This is a genomic window from Jiangella asiatica (assembly GCF_004349065.1).
Lineage (GTDB): Bacteria > Actinomycetota > Actinomycetes > Jiangellales > Jiangellaceae > Jiangella > Jiangella asiatica.
The window spans coordinates 1-13,171 of the sequence record NZ_SMKZ01000024.1 but is presented as its reverse complement, the minus strand read 5'-3'; the positions used below and the strand labels follow the sequence as shown (position 1 = coordinate 13,171).

General features: G+C 71.9%; 16 protein-coding genes. 7 read left to right on the top strand and 9 right to left on the bottom strand.

All coding sequences use genetic code 11. The features are described from left to right. Window positions 1-30 precede the first annotated feature (30 nt). The 5 genes from E1269_RS17205 to E1269_RS17185 form a co-directional block, all read right to left on the bottom strand. Complete coding sequence (locus E1269_RS17205; protein WP_131896715.1) at window positions 31-1,176, bottom strand: RNA polymerase sigma factor; 1,146 nt, start codon at window positions 1,174-1,176, stop codon at window positions 31-33. After that, the gene (locus E1269_RS17200) at window positions 1,173-1,583 is read right to left on the bottom strand and encodes a YciI family protein (protein WP_131896713.1); all 411 of its coding nucleotides are present in this window, start codon (window positions 1,581-1,583) and stop codon (window positions 1,173-1,175) included. The genes E1269_RS17205 and E1269_RS17200 overlap by 4 nt, the downstream gene beginning before the upstream one ends. Window positions 1,584-1,696: 113 nt before the next feature. Continuing rightward, window positions 1,697-2,197 carry a pyridoxamine 5'-phosphate oxidase family protein gene (locus tag E1269_RS17195; protein ID WP_131896711.1) on the bottom strand — a complete coding sequence of 167 codons (501 nt, stop codon included), beginning with the start codon at window positions 2,195-2,197 and terminating at the stop codon, window positions 1,697-1,699. A gap of 78 nt (window positions 2,198-2,275) precedes the next feature. After that, the gene (locus tag E1269_RS17190; RefSeq protein WP_131896709.1) at window positions 2,276-2,716 is read right to left on the bottom strand and encodes a VOC family protein; all 441 of its coding nucleotides are present in this window, start codon (window positions 2,714-2,716) and stop codon (window positions 2,276-2,278) included. 579 nt (window positions 2,717-3,295) lie between these two features. Further along, window positions 3,296-3,841 (bottom strand): dihydrofolate reductase family protein, encoded by a 546-nt coding sequence (locus E1269_RS17185; RefSeq protein WP_131896707.1) that lies wholly within the window; start codon window positions 3,839-3,841, stop codon window positions 3,296-3,298. A 136-nt stretch (window positions 3,842-3,977) separates the two neighbouring features. Here E1269_RS17185 and E1269_RS17180 point away from each other — a divergent pair, with 136 nt between their 5' ends. Beyond that, window positions 3,978-4,778 carry a GNAT family N-acetyltransferase gene (locus tag E1269_RS17180; protein WP_131896705.1) on the top strand — a complete coding sequence of 267 codons (801 nt, stop codon included), beginning with the start codon at window positions 3,978-3,980 and terminating at the stop codon, window positions 4,776-4,778. Between the two features lie 310 nt (window positions 4,779-5,088). After that, window positions 5,089-5,325, top strand: a complete 237-nt coding sequence (locus E1269_RS17175; RefSeq protein WP_131896703.1) for a hypothetical protein — start codon at window positions 5,089-5,091, stop codon at window positions 5,323-5,325. Between the two features lie 16 nt (window positions 5,326-5,341). Here E1269_RS17175 and E1269_RS17170 read toward each other — a convergent pair whose 3' ends face one another. Together E1269_RS17170 and E1269_RS17165 are read right to left on the bottom strand one after the other, a co-directional pair. Further along, window positions 5,342-5,983, bottom strand: coding sequence for a dihydrofolate reductase family protein (locus E1269_RS17170; protein WP_131896701.1), 642 nt, complete (start codon window positions 5,981-5,983; stop codon window positions 5,342-5,344). Next, window positions 5,980-6,363, bottom strand: coding sequence for an ArsR/SmtB family transcription factor (locus tag E1269_RS17165; RefSeq protein WP_131896699.1), 384 nt, complete (start codon window positions 6,361-6,363; stop codon window positions 5,980-5,982). The genes E1269_RS17170 and E1269_RS17165 overlap by 4 nt, the downstream gene beginning before the upstream one ends. A gap of 80 nt (window positions 6,364-6,443) precedes the next feature. On the opposite strand from E1269_RS17165, the gene E1269_RS17160 reads away from it, so the two are divergent. Next, window positions 6,444-7,241, top strand: coding sequence for an SDR family NAD(P)-dependent oxidoreductase (locus E1269_RS17160; protein WP_131896697.1), 798 nt, complete (start codon window positions 6,444-6,446; stop codon window positions 7,239-7,241). Between the two features lie 42 nt (window positions 7,242-7,283). Here E1269_RS17160 and E1269_RS17155 read toward each other — a convergent pair whose 3' ends face one another. After that, window positions 7,284-8,264, bottom strand: a complete 981-nt coding sequence (locus E1269_RS17155) for an aldo/keto reductase (protein ID WP_131896695.1) — start codon at window positions 8,262-8,264, stop codon at window positions 7,284-7,286. A gap of 225 nt (window positions 8,265-8,489) precedes the next feature. On the opposite strand from E1269_RS17155, the gene E1269_RS17150 reads away from it, so the two are divergent. The 3 genes from E1269_RS17150 (at window position 8,490) to E1269_RS32325 (ending at window position 10,996) form a co-directional block, all read left to right on the top strand. Next, complete coding sequence (locus E1269_RS17150) at window positions 8,490-9,695, top strand: sensor histidine kinase (protein WP_203433788.1); 1,206 nt, start codon at window positions 8,490-8,492, stop codon at window positions 9,693-9,695. Then, window positions 9,692-10,297: a response regulator transcription factor gene (locus tag E1269_RS17145; RefSeq protein ID WP_131896693.1), complete on the top strand. Its 606-nt coding sequence runs from the start codon at window positions 9,692-9,694 to the stop codon at window positions 10,295-10,297. Before E1269_RS17150 ends, E1269_RS17145 begins: the two co-directional genes overlap by 4 nt. A gap of 108 nt (window positions 10,298-10,405) precedes the next feature. After that, window positions 10,406-10,996, top strand: a complete 591-nt coding sequence (locus E1269_RS32325) for a hypothetical protein (protein ID WP_162606464.1) — start codon at window positions 10,406-10,408, stop codon at window positions 10,994-10,996. On the opposite strand, the gene E1269_RS17130 is transcribed toward E1269_RS32325, so the two are convergent. Continuing rightward, a complete protein-coding gene (locus tag E1269_RS17130) occupies window positions 10,919-12,472 on the bottom strand; it encodes an MFS transporter (RefSeq protein ID WP_131896687.1) in 1,554 nt (517 codons plus the stop codon). The genes E1269_RS32325 and E1269_RS17130 overlap by 78 nt on opposite strands. 113 nt (window positions 12,473-12,585) lie before the next feature. Between E1269_RS17130 and E1269_RS17125 the strand changes: the two genes are divergently transcribed. Beyond that, window positions 12,586-13,149 carry a mismatch-specific DNA-glycosylase gene (locus tag E1269_RS17125; protein ID WP_131896831.1) on the top strand — a complete coding sequence of 188 codons (564 nt, stop codon included), beginning with the start codon at window positions 12,586-12,588 and terminating at the stop codon, window positions 13,147-13,149. Window positions 13,150-13,171 lie beyond the last annotated feature (22 nt).

Here is a 13,171-nt window from a genome sequence, read left to right as displayed (position 1 = left end):
ATCGGGGCGGTGAGTGACTGCGCCCGCCGCTCAACCGCGCAGTTGCGCGTTGAGCCGTGCGGCGTGTCGCGTGAAATGGTCGCGTTCGGGGAGGCTGGGAGCTGATCGGGCGGCTTCGGCGTAGAGCCGTGCCGCGGTCACCGGGTCACCGTCACGCTCGTGCAGGTACGCCGCGGCGGCGGTGTGGCGGGGCAGTGCGGGGTCGAGCTCTGCCAGGGCGGCCAGGCCGGCCCGCGGGCCGTCGGCCTCGCCGACCGCGACTGCCCGGTTGAGGCGGGCCACCGGGCTGGCGGTGAGCCGCACCAGTTCGTCGTACCACTCGACGATCTGCACCCAGTCGGTCTCCTCGGCCGTCCGGGCGTCGGCGTGCAGCGCGGCGATGGCGGCCTGGGCCTGGAATTCGCCCAGGCGGTCGCGGGCGAGGGCTGTCTGGAGCACGTCGACGCCCTCGGCGATCAGGCGGGTGTCCCACAGGCTGCGGTCCTGCTCGGTGAGGGGCACGAGGCTGCCGTCGGGGCGGGTCCGTGCCGGGCGCCGAGCGTGGTGCAGCAGCATGAGCGCGAGCAGGCCCGCCACCTCCTCGTGGCTGGTCATGGCCGCCAGTTGACGGGTGAGCCGGATCGCCTCGGCGGCGAGGTCGACGTCGCCGGAGTAGCCCTCGTTGAAGACCAGGTAGAGCACGCGCACCACCGTGGCGACGTCACCGGGCTGGTTGAACCGGACGCCCGAGACCGTCCGCTTTGCTCGGCTGATCCGCTGGGCCATGGTCGTCTCCGGCACGAGGTAGGCCTGTGCGATCTGACGCGTGGTCAGGCCGCCGGCCGCGCGCAGCGTGAGCGCGACGGCCGACGCCGGTGTCAGGGACGGGTGCGCGCACAGGAAGTACAGCTGGAGCGTGTCGTCGACCGCCTCGCCCGGGCCGGGCATGGGCTCGCTCTCGACGCGTGCCTCGCGGTGCCGTCGAGAGGTATCGGCGCGGGAGGCGTCGAGGAACTTGCGCCAAGCCACGGTGACCAACCAGCCCTTGGGATCTTGCGGCGGAGCATCCGGCCACACGCGAACGGCCTCGACCAGGGCGTCCTGCACGGCGTCCTCGGCCGCCGCGAAGTCGGCTCCGCGACGGACGAGGACTCCGATCACCGCGGGCACCAGCTCCCGCAGCAGCGGCTCGTTCACTCGGTGACCGCGGGCGAGTCGCCCCACAACGGCCGAACCTCCAGCCATTCGCAGACCGGCTTGCCGCCAGGCCCGGGCGCCGCCGACAGCTCCCCTGCCAGCTGTACCGCGCGATCCCACGACTCCACGTCGACGATGTACCACCCGGCGATCAGGTCCTTGGTCTCGACGAACGGCCCGTCGGTCACCGGCGGCCGCCCCTCGCCGTCGTACCGCACGAACGCGCCGTCGGGCGCCAGCGCCTGGGTGTCGACGAACTCGCCCGCCTCCTCCAGCCGGGCCGCGAAGTCGCGCATGAACCGCACGTGCGCGTCGACCTCGTCCGGCGTCCACTGGTCCATCGGCGCGAAGTCCACGGCGGGGGCCGGGCCACCCCGGTAGTGCTTGAGCAGCAGGTACTTGGCCATCATGTTCTCCTTGTGGCGTACGGCCATTGTGGCCGTGTTCACCGCGGGGACGGAGCCGCGGGCGGGTTCTCGACATCCTCCCGCGACAATTCTGACGGACGACCGCCCGGTGCTCAGGCGCGCTGACGCTCTTCCCGCCGCCGGACCAGCTCCTCGACCGCGCTCGGCAGAGTCGTCTCGAAGTCGATCAGCTTCGCCCACGTCGGGGTCACCACGATCCGGACCATGCCGTCGCGGTAGAGCGAGCGCACCTCCGCCTCCCACTCGACCCGTTGCTCGGGCGTCATCTCGTAGGTGCTCGTCGCCTGGAGATACTCGGCCGGGATGCCATCGACGAAGTCCAGCTCGGCCCGGCCCCGGATGAGCAAGATCTTGGGCGGGTGCACCTCGGTGTCGATCGTCAGGGCGACCATCGGGTTCTCGACCAAGGCCGGAAGCTTCGGAGCATTCTTCGACGTGCACATGACGATCTCCGAGCCGTTCCAGGTGAACCCGATCGGGACGTTCCGCGGTGTGCCGTCCTCGGCGACGTAGGCCAAGCGGGTCACGTCGCGGGCCAACAGTTCCTGACTGACCGGTCGGTTCAGAACCTCGGTGATCTCGTTCGGTTGCACGGTTGTTCCTCCAGTTGTCGTTCTCGGTCGGTCCAAGCGGATCGTTGTGGGTGGTCGCAGGTCGGCCGCGACGGGCCGTCAGTTGAGCTGCTCGGCCAGCGCGACGATGATCCCCTCGGGGCCGCGGACGTAGCAGAGCCGGTAGCTGTTTTCGTACTGGGCCAGCTCACCGACGAGTTCGGCGCCGTGAGTGCGCAGGCGGGCAACGACGTCCTCGATGTCGTCGACGGCGAACATGACGCGATGCAGGCCCGGCGTGTTGGGCGGCGGGTCGTGCGGTGTGGCGCCGATCGCCGCGGGGGCGTGGTATTTCGTCAGTTCCAGCCTGCCGTGGCCGTCTGGGGTCCGCATCATCGCGATGTCGCTGCGGACGCCGTCGAGTCCGACGGTGCGGTCCGCCGTGAGGCCCTCGATCTGCGCTCTGCCTTCCAGCTCCATGCCGAGCTCGGTGAAGAAGGCGACGGCGGCATCCAGGTCTTCGACGACAATGGCGACGTTGTCCATCCGCTGGATCGTCATGGTGGGTTCTCCTTCGTCGCGCGGCCCGTCGGGGCCACTGGTGTGGCTGGGACGGAGCCAGCGCCACGTTCTCGACATCCCGAACGCGCTGAGTTCTCGGAATCTCAACCTGGCCGTCGTCGCCCCGGGGCGCCCACGCCGAAATGATCACGTTCAGCACGAGATCTCGTGTCACACCATGCTCGCAAGCATGGTGAGGCTCGGGGAATCCTGCTGAACGTGATCATTTGAGGCGCTCCGACCCGATCCGCAGGGCGCCTGAGCGGGCCGGCCGATACCAGGCGCCCGGCACATCCCGGCGGTTGCGACACACCAGGCCCGACGACGATGTCGACTCACCTGGGATGTCCCACCGCCACAGCCTGAGCCAGATAGCGCTGCCCGACCTCGATGGCCATGATCACGCTCCAGGACCCGAAACCGGAGTCGGTCCGCGTCTGGCGCCATCACGGTCGACGCCGGCTATCGACATCGCACCGATCCGAACGCCCCCACCAAAGCAACCTCGGAACAACCCACCGAAGCCACAGGAGAGCCCGAAATGACTGCGCGGCCACGGCTGGCGCTGCCGCGGTCCGCTCAGGCTGGGCCGTAGTGGAGGTGGACGACGCCGTTGTCGAAGACTTGCTGCCCCTTCAGCGCGAACCGGGTGGGGTCGGCGCTCTCGCCCCAGAACCGCTTCCCGGTGCCCAGGACGATGGGGTAGACGAACAGGTGCAGGTCGTCGACCAGCTCGTCGCGGAGCATGGCACGCACGAGGGTGCCGCTGCCGGAGGTGAAGATGCCGCCGTCGATGTCGGCCTTGAGCTCGGCGATCTTCGCGGGGTCGTACGAGCCGAGGCGGGTGAGCGGCGGCCAGTCGACGTTCGGTGCGGTGGAGCCGACGACGTACTTCGGGGTGTCGTTGAAGAACGGCGCGCCCTCGTCGTCCTCGACGGTGCGGTTGGACCAGGCCGGCGCGAACATCTCGTACGTGGTGCGGCCCAGCAGGATCGCCGTCGCCGCGTCGGTGATCGGCCCGAGTGCTTCGCCCATCTCCGGTAGGAACCCGTAGTCGGCCGTCCAGCTCGGGTCCTGGAAGAACCCGTCCAGCGAGATGAACTCGTGCACTGCGATGGAACCCATGATGCGGAACGTCCTCTCGTCGAGCGTGCGGCGGGCGCCGACCGGTCACCCGACACGCTACCGCCGGCGAGGGACCAAACGCCGTCGCTCGCACCCGCCGGAGAACCGGTCGCCGCGCCTCGTACTGTCGACCCTCATGACGGACATCGACGGGTTGCTCGCGGCGTACGACGAGCAGCTGCGCGGTACGCCTCCCACGCCGCCGGCCGGGGTCACCTACGAGCAGGACGGCCCGCTGTTGCGCATGGTCGGGATGCACCGCGGTTTCGTCACCGGCCCTCGCGATCTCGGTGTACGCGGTGCCGACCTGGACCGGCTGATCGCCCGCCAGCGCGACTACTTCGGCGCGCGCGGTGAGCAGGTCGAGTGGAAGACCCGCGGACACGACCTGCCCGCCGACCTCACCGACCGCCTGCGCGCCGCGGGCTTCGCCGGCGAGGAGCAGGAGACCGTCCTCATCGGCATGGCGCGGGAGATGACGGCGGCGCCGGGCCTCCCCGACGGTGTCACCCTGCGGCAGGTGAGCGCCGACGCCGACCTGCGCCGAATCGCCGCCATGGAGTCGGCGGTGTGGGGGCAGGACTGGAGCTGGCTCGGCGACGACCTGATTCGCCGTGTCTCGGCGGCGCCGGACGAGATCGTGATCCTGGTGGCCGAGGCCGGCGGCTCCGGCGGTCAGGTGATCGCGGCGGCCTGGCTGGTCTTCAGGCAGGGCACCGAGTTCGCCGGCCTCTGGGGCGGCTCGACCCTCGCGGCCTGGCGGGGCCGGGGCATCTACCGATCGTTGGTCGCCGCACGCGCCGAGCTCGCCGTCGCCCGGGGCGTCCGATACCTGCAGGTCGACGCCTCCGACAACAGCGCCCCGATCCTGCGGCGCCTGGGCTTCCACGCGGTGACCACCACCACGCCGTACGTCTGGTCGCCTCCTCATTCCTGACCTGAGACGGCCGGCCGGGCCGGCCCCGGCTGCGCGCGACGCGTTCGGCCTCAGCGTTCGGTGAGGGCGAAGATGCCCCAAGGCGTGGGGAAGGTCCACTCTGTCCGTCCCGATGGTCGAGGTGCGTTCTGGCGCGGTCACCTCAGGCGACCCGCGGCGGATCAGCCATCGAGATTCCGGCCGGTGCCCGGTCGCCAAGGATCAGGCGCTTCACGTTCCGGCTCGCGGCGGACGAATATGATCTCCTCAAAGATGTAGGACATGGGTTAACCCCGCTGAGCCGCTATGTTCGTTCCGTCGTGGTGAAAGGGTGGCCGTGGACCCGAGTGGGCCGCAGAACGCCGTCGGCAGCGACCGGCCATCCGCACGTGCTGCGACACCGCGGCACCTGTGGCTGGCCGGCCTGATCTTCCTTGGCGTGTACGCCATCGGTGCCTACGACTACGTCCAGGTCCAGGTGCGGAGCGAAAGCTACTTCGAGGCGCAGGACTACGGGCCCGAGCAGATCCACTACTTCGTCGACTACCCGGTGGCGCCGCTGGCCTGACGTGCTCACCTGAGAGTCAGGCGTCGGTCACCGCCTCCTGGCCGTCGACGACGTCGAGGTCCCCCTGGGCGTACGGGGCAGGGGTGAGGGCGTGGTAGGTGATGCCGGAACCGAGCGCTCGGGTCTCCAGGACGGTGAAGCCGGTCGCCGGTGCGGTGTCGGTGAACAGGCGCTTGCCGGTGCCGACGGCGACGGGGAAGGTCAGCAGGCGGTACTCGTCGACGAGCCCCGCCTCGTGCAGGGTCTTCGCGAGTCGCCAGCTGCCGTGCACCTGGAGCTCGCCGCCGTCGCGGACCTTGAGCTCGGCGACGGCCTTGACCGGGTCGCCGGGCAGGACGGTGGTGTTGGCCCACGCCGGGTCGGTCATCGAGGAGCTGGACACGTACTTCGGGTAGGTGTTGAGCTTGGTGGCGACGAGGTTGTCGGGGTCGGTGACCCGGCTCCAGTAGCCGTACATCATGTCGTAGGTGGTGCGGCCGAGCAGGAAGATCTCGACCCGGCGGAACCAGCCGTCGACGACCTGTCCCCACGACTCCTCGGTCGCGAACGGGACGATCCAGCCGCCGCGGTCGAAGCCGTCGCTGCGGTCCTCGTCGACGGCGCCGGGGCCCTGCATGACGCCGTCGAGGCTGAGGAACTCGTTGAGGACCAACTTCATGATCTGTCGTTCCCTTCGATGTGTGGCGATGCGTCGTCGTCGGCTGAGGTGTCCTCGCCGAGCAGACCGGACATCCGCTCGACGCGACCGCGCCAGGCCAGCTCGAGCTGGTCGAGCGCCCGCCGAGCACGGGCCAGCGCGTCGACGTCGGTGCGCACGAGCTGCTGGCGCCCGCGCCGCTGCTTCGTGACCAGACCGGCGCGCTCGAGCACCGCGACGTGCTTCTGGACCGCCGCGAAGCTCATCGGATAGGCCTCGGCCAGCCGCGACACCGACGCCTCGGCGGCTACGCAGCGGCGCAGGATGTCGCGGCGCGTGGCGTCGGCCAGCGCGTGGAACAGCTGGTCCACCGTCTCGTCGGACACCTCATTTACAACCATTAGGTTGTAGGTTAGTCGTGGCGGCCAGTGGCGTAAAGGGTGGCGCCGAAGCGTGTGTGCGGCTCTGCGATGCTGACGTGATGATCGGGAGTCACGTCGCCCTCGTCACCGGCGCGAACCAGGGAATCGGAGCGGCCACGGCGATGGCGCTGGGCCGGCGCGGCGTCGCGGTGCTGGTGACGTTCTACCGCCCCGGCGACGACGCCGGCCAGGAGGAGGCATACAACCGCGCCCGCAGGGGCGACGCGAGCGATGTCGTCGCCGCCGTCGAGAGCGCCGGCGGCCGGGCGCACGCCGTCGAGGCCGACCTCGCCGACCCGGCCAGCGCGGCCACGCTGTTCGACGCGGCCGAGGAGCGGCTCGGGCCGGTCGACATCCTGGTCAACAACGCCAGCGGCTGGGTCCAGGACACGTTCAAGCCCGCCGCCACCGACCGGTTCGGCCGGCCCATGCGGCCGGTCGGCGCCGAGACGTTCCAGCGCCAGTTCGCCGTGGACGCGATGGCGCCGGCGCTGCTCATCGCCGAGTTCTCGCGCCGGCACGTGGCCCGGGGCGACACCTGGGGCCGCATCGTCGGCCTCACCTCGGGCAGCCAGCACGGTTTCCCGGAGGAGGTGTCGTACGGCGCGGCGAAGGCGGCCCAGGAGAACTACACGATGTCGGCATCGGCCGAGCTGGCGCCGTACGGCGTGACGGCCAACACCGTGTACCCGCCGGTCACCGACACCGGCTGGGTCACCGACGAGGTCCGCGCCGCCGTCGCCGCCAGCTCCGACCACACGCACGTCGCCTCGCCGGAGGAGGTCGCCGACGTCATCGCCTGGATGGTGTCGGAGGAGGCGAAGCTGCTGACCGGCAGCATCGTGCGGCTGCGCTGACCGGGCCCTCGGGCGGGCTCAGCCCGGGCGCGGCTCGGCCGGTCAGGCCTGCGCCGCGGCTGCCGCCTGCGCCGGGCCGGGATCGGCGGGGACCGCGTCGTCGAGGCGGGCCCGCAGCTCCGCCGGCAGCTCGAACGCGACACCGTCGAGCGCGGTGTCGAGCTGGTCGAGCTTGCTGCCGCCGAGGATAGGCCGGATCGGCTGGTCGCCGCCGGCCAGCCACGACAGCACGACCTGGCCGCGCTGCAGGCCGAGCTCCCGCGCCACCGCGGTGAGCACGGCCAGCCGGTCCGTGGTGCCCGAGTGGTCGTAGACCTCGGGGATCGGCTTGGCCGGGTTGTCGTAGGCGCCCACGATGAGCGGGCTGTAGGCCCAGAGCTCCAGGCCGTTCTCGGCGGCGTAGTCGAGGTGCTCGTCGCTGAGCACGCCGAAGCGGTGGTCGGTCACCTGGGTGTGCGGACGCGCCCGCAGGTAGGTGTGGTTGTGCTGCAGGGCGTCCATCGGCCGGGCGCCGGTGGCGAGCGCGCGCTGCCGGGCCCGCTCGACCCGCCAGACCGGGTGGTTGGAGGCGCCGACCCGGGTTGTCCGGCCGGACTCGGTGAGCTCGGCCAGGGCGGCGGCGGTCTCCTCGATCGGGGTGAAGCGGTCCTCCATGTGCAGCCACAGCAGGTCGACGGCGTCCACGCCCAGCCGGCGCAGGCTGCCCTCGAACGCATCGTGGACCGCCGCCGCGGACAGGCCCGTCCGGGAGGTCGGCCACCGGCCCGCGACGCGAGGCTCGGCGCCGAGTTTGGTGGCGATCTTGACCCGTTCGCGCATGCCGGGACGGGCGGCCAGCCAACGGCCGATCAGAGCCTCGCTCTGCCCGCCGTAGCCGGTTTCGCTGTTCCAGAATGAGTAGCAGTCGGCGGTGTCGATCCACTCCCCGCCGCGCTCGACGAACCGGTCGAGCAGCGCGAAGGACGTGGTTTCGTCGACGGTGGTGCCGAAGTTCATGGCACCCAGGATCAACCGCGTGGTCATGGGCACAGCCTTCCGCTTCGAGCGCGCTCTAGGTCAAGTCCATCGCCACGTGATCGCCAATCCTCCATGATCATCAACCGGTGGCGACACCATGACGTCGCCACCCGTTGATGATCAGCGTCGCCGCCGGTGAGCAGGCGTGCTCGGCCCCGACCTGGCCTGACGGCTGCTCCGCTCCCTCGATGATCAAGGCAGCGGGTGGCGGGGGTATGCCACGATGGCGGGATGCCGAGCGCTGCCGACGACGCCGGGCTGGGCGCCGTCCCGCCGATCGCCTGGGCGGAGGTGGGCGTCGACGCCGCGTACCGACGGGCGCGGACGGGCACCGTCGCCCTTGTCGTGGTCATGCTCGTGTCCGGGGTGGCCATGCCGGTCGTGGGTCTGGTCGTGGAGGAGCGGCCGCTGTGGCGGGTGCTCGGCGGGGCCGGCATCGCGGCGTTCACGGCCGCACTGGCGTGGGCGCTGCACGACGAGTTCCGGCCCGGCGACGGTGACGGCGGCGGCGTGCGCGCGTCGTCGGTGGCGCTGGTCGCCGCCACGGTCGCGTCGGTGCCGCTGGTCGGGCCGGTGGGTGCGCCGTCGGGTGAGTGGGAGAGCTGGGCGTGGCTGGCCGGCGTGGTCGTGGGCGTGGTGCCGCTGCTGCTGCGCGGCCTGGCGGCGGTCCTCGCCGTCGTCGTCACCGTGGCGACGGCGGTGGGCGTGGCGTTGGCGGTGGGCGGGTCGGTGCTGGCGTACGTCGTCATCACCCTGTCCGTGGGCGTCACGCTGGCGCTGGCCAACGGTCTGCAGCTCGGCATGTGGCGGCTGGTCGTGCAGGCCAGGGACGGGCAGGAGGCAAGGGCAAGGCTGGCGGCCACCGAGGAGCGGCTGCGTTTCGCCCGCGACGTGCACGACCTGCTGGGTCACGACCTCTCGGTCATCGCGCTCAAGGCCGAGCTTGCCAAACGGCTGGCACCGGTCGACGCCGACCGCGCCGGTGAGCAGGCCGCGGAGATCCAGCGATTGGCCGGAGCGGCGCTCGAGCAGGTCCGGCGCGCGGTCCACGGCTACCGCGCCATCGACCTGCGTGACCAGCTCGACGCCGTCCGGCACGTGCTCGACTCAGCCGGGGTGCGCTGCACCGTGCGCCTGCCCGAGGGCGAGCTGCCGCCGGTCGCGACGCACCTGGTGCCGGTGCTGCGCGAGGCGGTGACGAACTTGCTGCGGCACAGCCGGGCCGTACACTGCACCATCGACGTGGAGGCGAGCGCGGAGCAGGTGCGGATGGTGGTCACCAACGACGGCGTCAGCACACGCACCGACGAGCGCGACCCGCACAGCCACGGACTGCGCGGCCTGGCCGACCGGCTGGCGGAGGTCGGCGGCACGGTGGTCGCCGACGGTTCGGCCGGCACGTTCACCGTCACCGCGACGGTCCCGGTGGCCGCATGATCCGGGTCCTGCTCGCCGACGACGAAGAGCTCATCCGCGGCGCGGTCGCCGCGCTGCTGGAGCTCGAGCCCGACGTCGAGGTGGTGGCGCGGTCCGGAGACGGCCACGACGCGGTCCAGCAGGTGCTCGCGCACCGGCCGGACGTCGCCGTCGTCGACCTGCAGATGCCCGGACTGACCGGCATCGAGGTCGCTGCCGAGCTGGCCACCGCGGCGCCGGACGTCGCCGTCGTCATCCTCACCGGTCACGGCCGGCCGCCGCTGCTGAAACGAGCGCTGCACAGCGGTGCCCGCGGCTTCGTGCCGAAGGGCTCCCCGGCCTCGGTGCTGGCGGAGGTCATCCGCCGCGTCCACGAAGGCGGCCGCTACGTCGACCCCTCGCTTGCCGCCGAGGCGCTGCTCGCCCCGGAGTGCCCGCTCACGCCGCGCGAGCTCGACGTGCTGCGGTTGGCCGCGCGCGACCAGCCGGTGGCCGTCATCGCACGTCAGGCCCACCTCTCACCGGGGACCGTCCGCAACTACCTGGCCGCGGCCGTGGCCAAGCTCGAGGCCGGCAGCCGGGCCGAGGCGATCGCGACGGCGCGCGAGCACGGCTGGCTCTGACCCGCGGGCGGTCCCCGGCCGGCACACGGCCCGGCCGGGCACAACGCACGGATGAATGGTGACACCGCGCACCTTGGGGCCGGGCGGCACCGGCGCGACGCTGGACCCATGACATCGACCTCCGTCTCCACCATCCCGGCCGCTTCGCGCGGCTCCCTGCTCACCGCCGCGGCCCGGCGCTGGCCGGCCCTGTTCGGCGCCGCCGCCGGCACAGTGTTCGTCGCGGGCGCCACGACCGACGACACCGCCCGCGGGCTCGGCGAGACGCTTCCGCTGCTGGCCCTGATCTACCTGGTCGTCGCCCTGCTCGGACGGCGCCGCTGGACCTGGCCGGTGCTGATCGCGTCCGGGCCGGTTCATCTCGGCGTGCTCGCCCAGGACGTCGTCGAACCACCGGTCGCGTACCTGGGCATCGCCCTGGTCGTGTTCCTCCTGGGCGCCGGGCTCGGCCGGCACCGGGGCACCGGTGTCGGCCTCCAGGTAGCCGGGATGGCCGCCTTCACGACGGTCGCGCTGGTCGCGCTCGCGCTCGACCCGGACCTCGGACGGTACGTCGTCGCGGCCGGCTGGATCGCCCACGGCACCTGGGACCTCATCCACCTGCGGCGCGACCGGGTGGTGTCACGGACGTACGCCGAGTGGTGCGCCGTCGTCGACGTCGTCGTGGGCGTCGGGCTCCTCACCGCGCCGCTGCTCTGACCCGTCGTCGGCGGGCAGCCGGTCGGGCGGCAGAACGAAGGCCAGCGCGGCCGCGAGCACGAGTAGACCGATGACGACGAGCAGGCCGACCGTTGCGGAGTCGACCGGCGGCTCACCGCCGTCGAGCATGGCGAAGTACACGGTGCCGACGACGGCGATGCCCGCGGCCACGCCGACCTGGATAGACGTGTTCACCAGCGACGACGCGCCGCCGGCCGCCGTGGTCGGCACCTTGGCCAGCACGATCGTGACCAGCGTCTGCGCCACCATCGCCATCCCGAGGCCGCCCACCACCATGCCGGGCACCAGCTGCCACTGCTCCAGCTCGGCGCCGGACCGGTCGACGGCGACGAGGATCATAGCCATGCCGAGCGCCATGATCAGGGAGCCGGCCATGACGACGCGCCGGCCCAGCGGCACCAGCCGCCCGGCGAACACGGCGCCGATCCCGATCCCCACGGTGAACGGCACCAGCGCCGCGGCGGTGCGCAGTGGTGAGAATCCCACGCCCGCCTGCAGATGCAGCGTCATGACCAGGGTGTACGCCTGCGCCGCGAAGAACAGGACGGCGACGGTGAGGCCGCCGACGGCGCCACGGTGGCGGAACAGTGCCGGGTCGATGATGGGCGACTCGCCGCGACGCACCACCCGCCGCTCGTACCGGATGAACAGCCACAGCAGCACCGGCGCGGTGGCCATCAGCGCGAACGTCCACAGCGGCCAGTCCAGCTCGCGGCCCTCGACCAGCGGGAACAGCACCGCCAGCAGGCCGCCGGTGGCGATCAGCGTGCCGCGCAGGTCCGCGGTGTCGGCGTGCTCGGCCCGCGACTCGCGGGCCAGCACGAGAGTCCCGATGAACGCCGCGATCCCGATGGGGATGTTGATGAAGAAGATCGGCCGCCAGCCCAGGCCGAACAGGTCCGCCTCGAGCAGCACCCCGCCGAGTAGCGGACCACCGATGCCGCCGACGGCGAACGTCATCCCGTACAGCGACATCGCACGCGCCCGCTCCGCCAGCGGGAATTCCACCTGCAGCATGGCCAGCACCTGCGGCACCATCAGCGCGGCCGACGCGCCCTGGAGGACCCGGGCGGCCACCAGCGTCTCCGGGCCGGTGGCGAGGCCGGCCAGCGTCGAGGTGACCACGAAACCGGCCAGCCCGGCCAGGTAGACCCGCCGCCGTCCGTACCGGTCGCCGAGCCGGGCGCCGGTGATCATCGCGGTGGCGAAGGCGAGCGTGTACCCCGCCAGCGACCACTCCAGCTGCGTCGATGACGCGTCGAGGTCGGCCTGCACGGACGGGAGCGCCACGTTGAGGATCGTCGCGTCGACCATGTCCATGAGCACCGCGAGCAGCGTGATGGCCAGCGCGGCCCGTCGGCGAGGACTGTAGGAGCGGTCGCCGGGAGCAGGGTCGCTCCAGGGCTCGCCCGGTGGTGGGGTCGTGGGTCCTGGTGTGGTGTCGCTGACTGGCACGGCAGGCCTCTCGTCGGCATAGAATCGGAGTCTAAGAACCTTTGCTTTGCGAGCAAAATTAATTTGGAGACAAAGACATGTCAACTGAGGGGCGGCACCCGTCCGTGCCCGTGGTGCGGTTCACCCGCGCCGAGCTCGAGGCGTTCCGCGATGCGACCGTGCCCGACCTCGCCGGTCCGGGATTGAAACTGCTGTTCGTCGGCATCAACCCAGGGCTCTGGACGGCCGCCGTGCAGGCGCACTTCGGCCGGCGCGGCAACCGCTTCTACCCGGCGCTGTTCCGGGCCGGCATCGTCGACCGGCTGATCGACCCGTCCGGCGGCATGTCCACCGCCGACCACGACCACCTGGTCGAGCGCGGCGTCGGCATCACCAACCTGGTCGCCAGGGCCACCGCTCGGGCCGACGAGCTGGCCGCCGGCGAGCTGGCCGCTGGCGCCCGCGACCTGGCCGCGCGGGCGGCCCGGCTGCGCCCGGCGGTGGTGGCGGTCCTCGGCATCACCGCGTACCGCTCCGCCTTCGGCGAGCCGTCGGCAACGGCCGGGCGGCAGCCGGGGGACCTCGCCGGGGCGCAGGTGTGGGTGGCGCCCAACCCCAGCGGCCTGAACGCCCACGCCAGCCTGGACACGCTGGCCGCTGCCTACCGCGACATCGCCCGGGCCGCGGGCGTCGTGTAGCCGGGGGGCTACGGGGTGGGCG

Coding starts and splice junctions, on each gene's coding strand:
- E1269_RS17200 (WP_131896713.1), bottom strand. CDS start 1,583: ATGGCCAAGTACCTGCTGCTCAAGCACTACCGGGGTGGCCCGGCCCCC.
- E1269_RS17190 (WP_131896709.1), bottom strand. CDS start 2,716: ATGACGATCCAGCGGATGGACAACGTCGCCATTGTCGTCGAAGACCTG.
- E1269_RS17185 (WP_131896707.1), bottom strand. CDS start 3,841: ATGGGTTCCATCGCAGTGCACGAGTTCATCTCGCTGGACGGGTTCTTC.
- E1269_RS17180 (WP_131896705.1), top strand. CDS start 3,978: ATGACGGACATCGACGGGTTGCTCGCGGCGTACGACGAGCAGCTGCGC.
- E1269_RS17170 (WP_131896701.1), bottom strand. CDS start 5,983: ATGAAGTTGGTCCTCAACGAGTTCCTCAGCCTCGACGGCGTCATGCAG.
- E1269_RS17165 (WP_131896699.1), bottom strand. CDS start 6,363: ATGGTTGTAAATGAGGTGTCCGACGAGACGGTGGACCAGCTGTTCCAC.
- E1269_RS17160 (WP_131896697.1), top strand. CDS start 6,444: ATGATCGGGAGTCACGTCGCCCTCGTCACCGGCGCGAACCAGGGAATC.
- E1269_RS17155 (WP_131896695.1), bottom strand. CDS start 8,264: ATGACCACGCGGTTGATCCTGGGTGCCATGAACTTCGGCACCACCGTC.
- E1269_RS17150 (WP_203433788.1), top strand. CDS start 8,490: ATGCCGAGCGCTGCCGACGACGCCGGGCTGGGCGCCGTCCCGCCGATC.
- E1269_RS17145 (WP_131896693.1), top strand. CDS start 9,692: ATGATCCGGGTCCTGCTCGCCGACGACGAAGAGCTCATCCGCGGCGCG.
- E1269_RS32325 (WP_162606464.1), top strand. CDS start 10,406: ATGACATCGACCTCCGTCTCCACCATCCCGGCCGCTTCGCGCGGCTCC.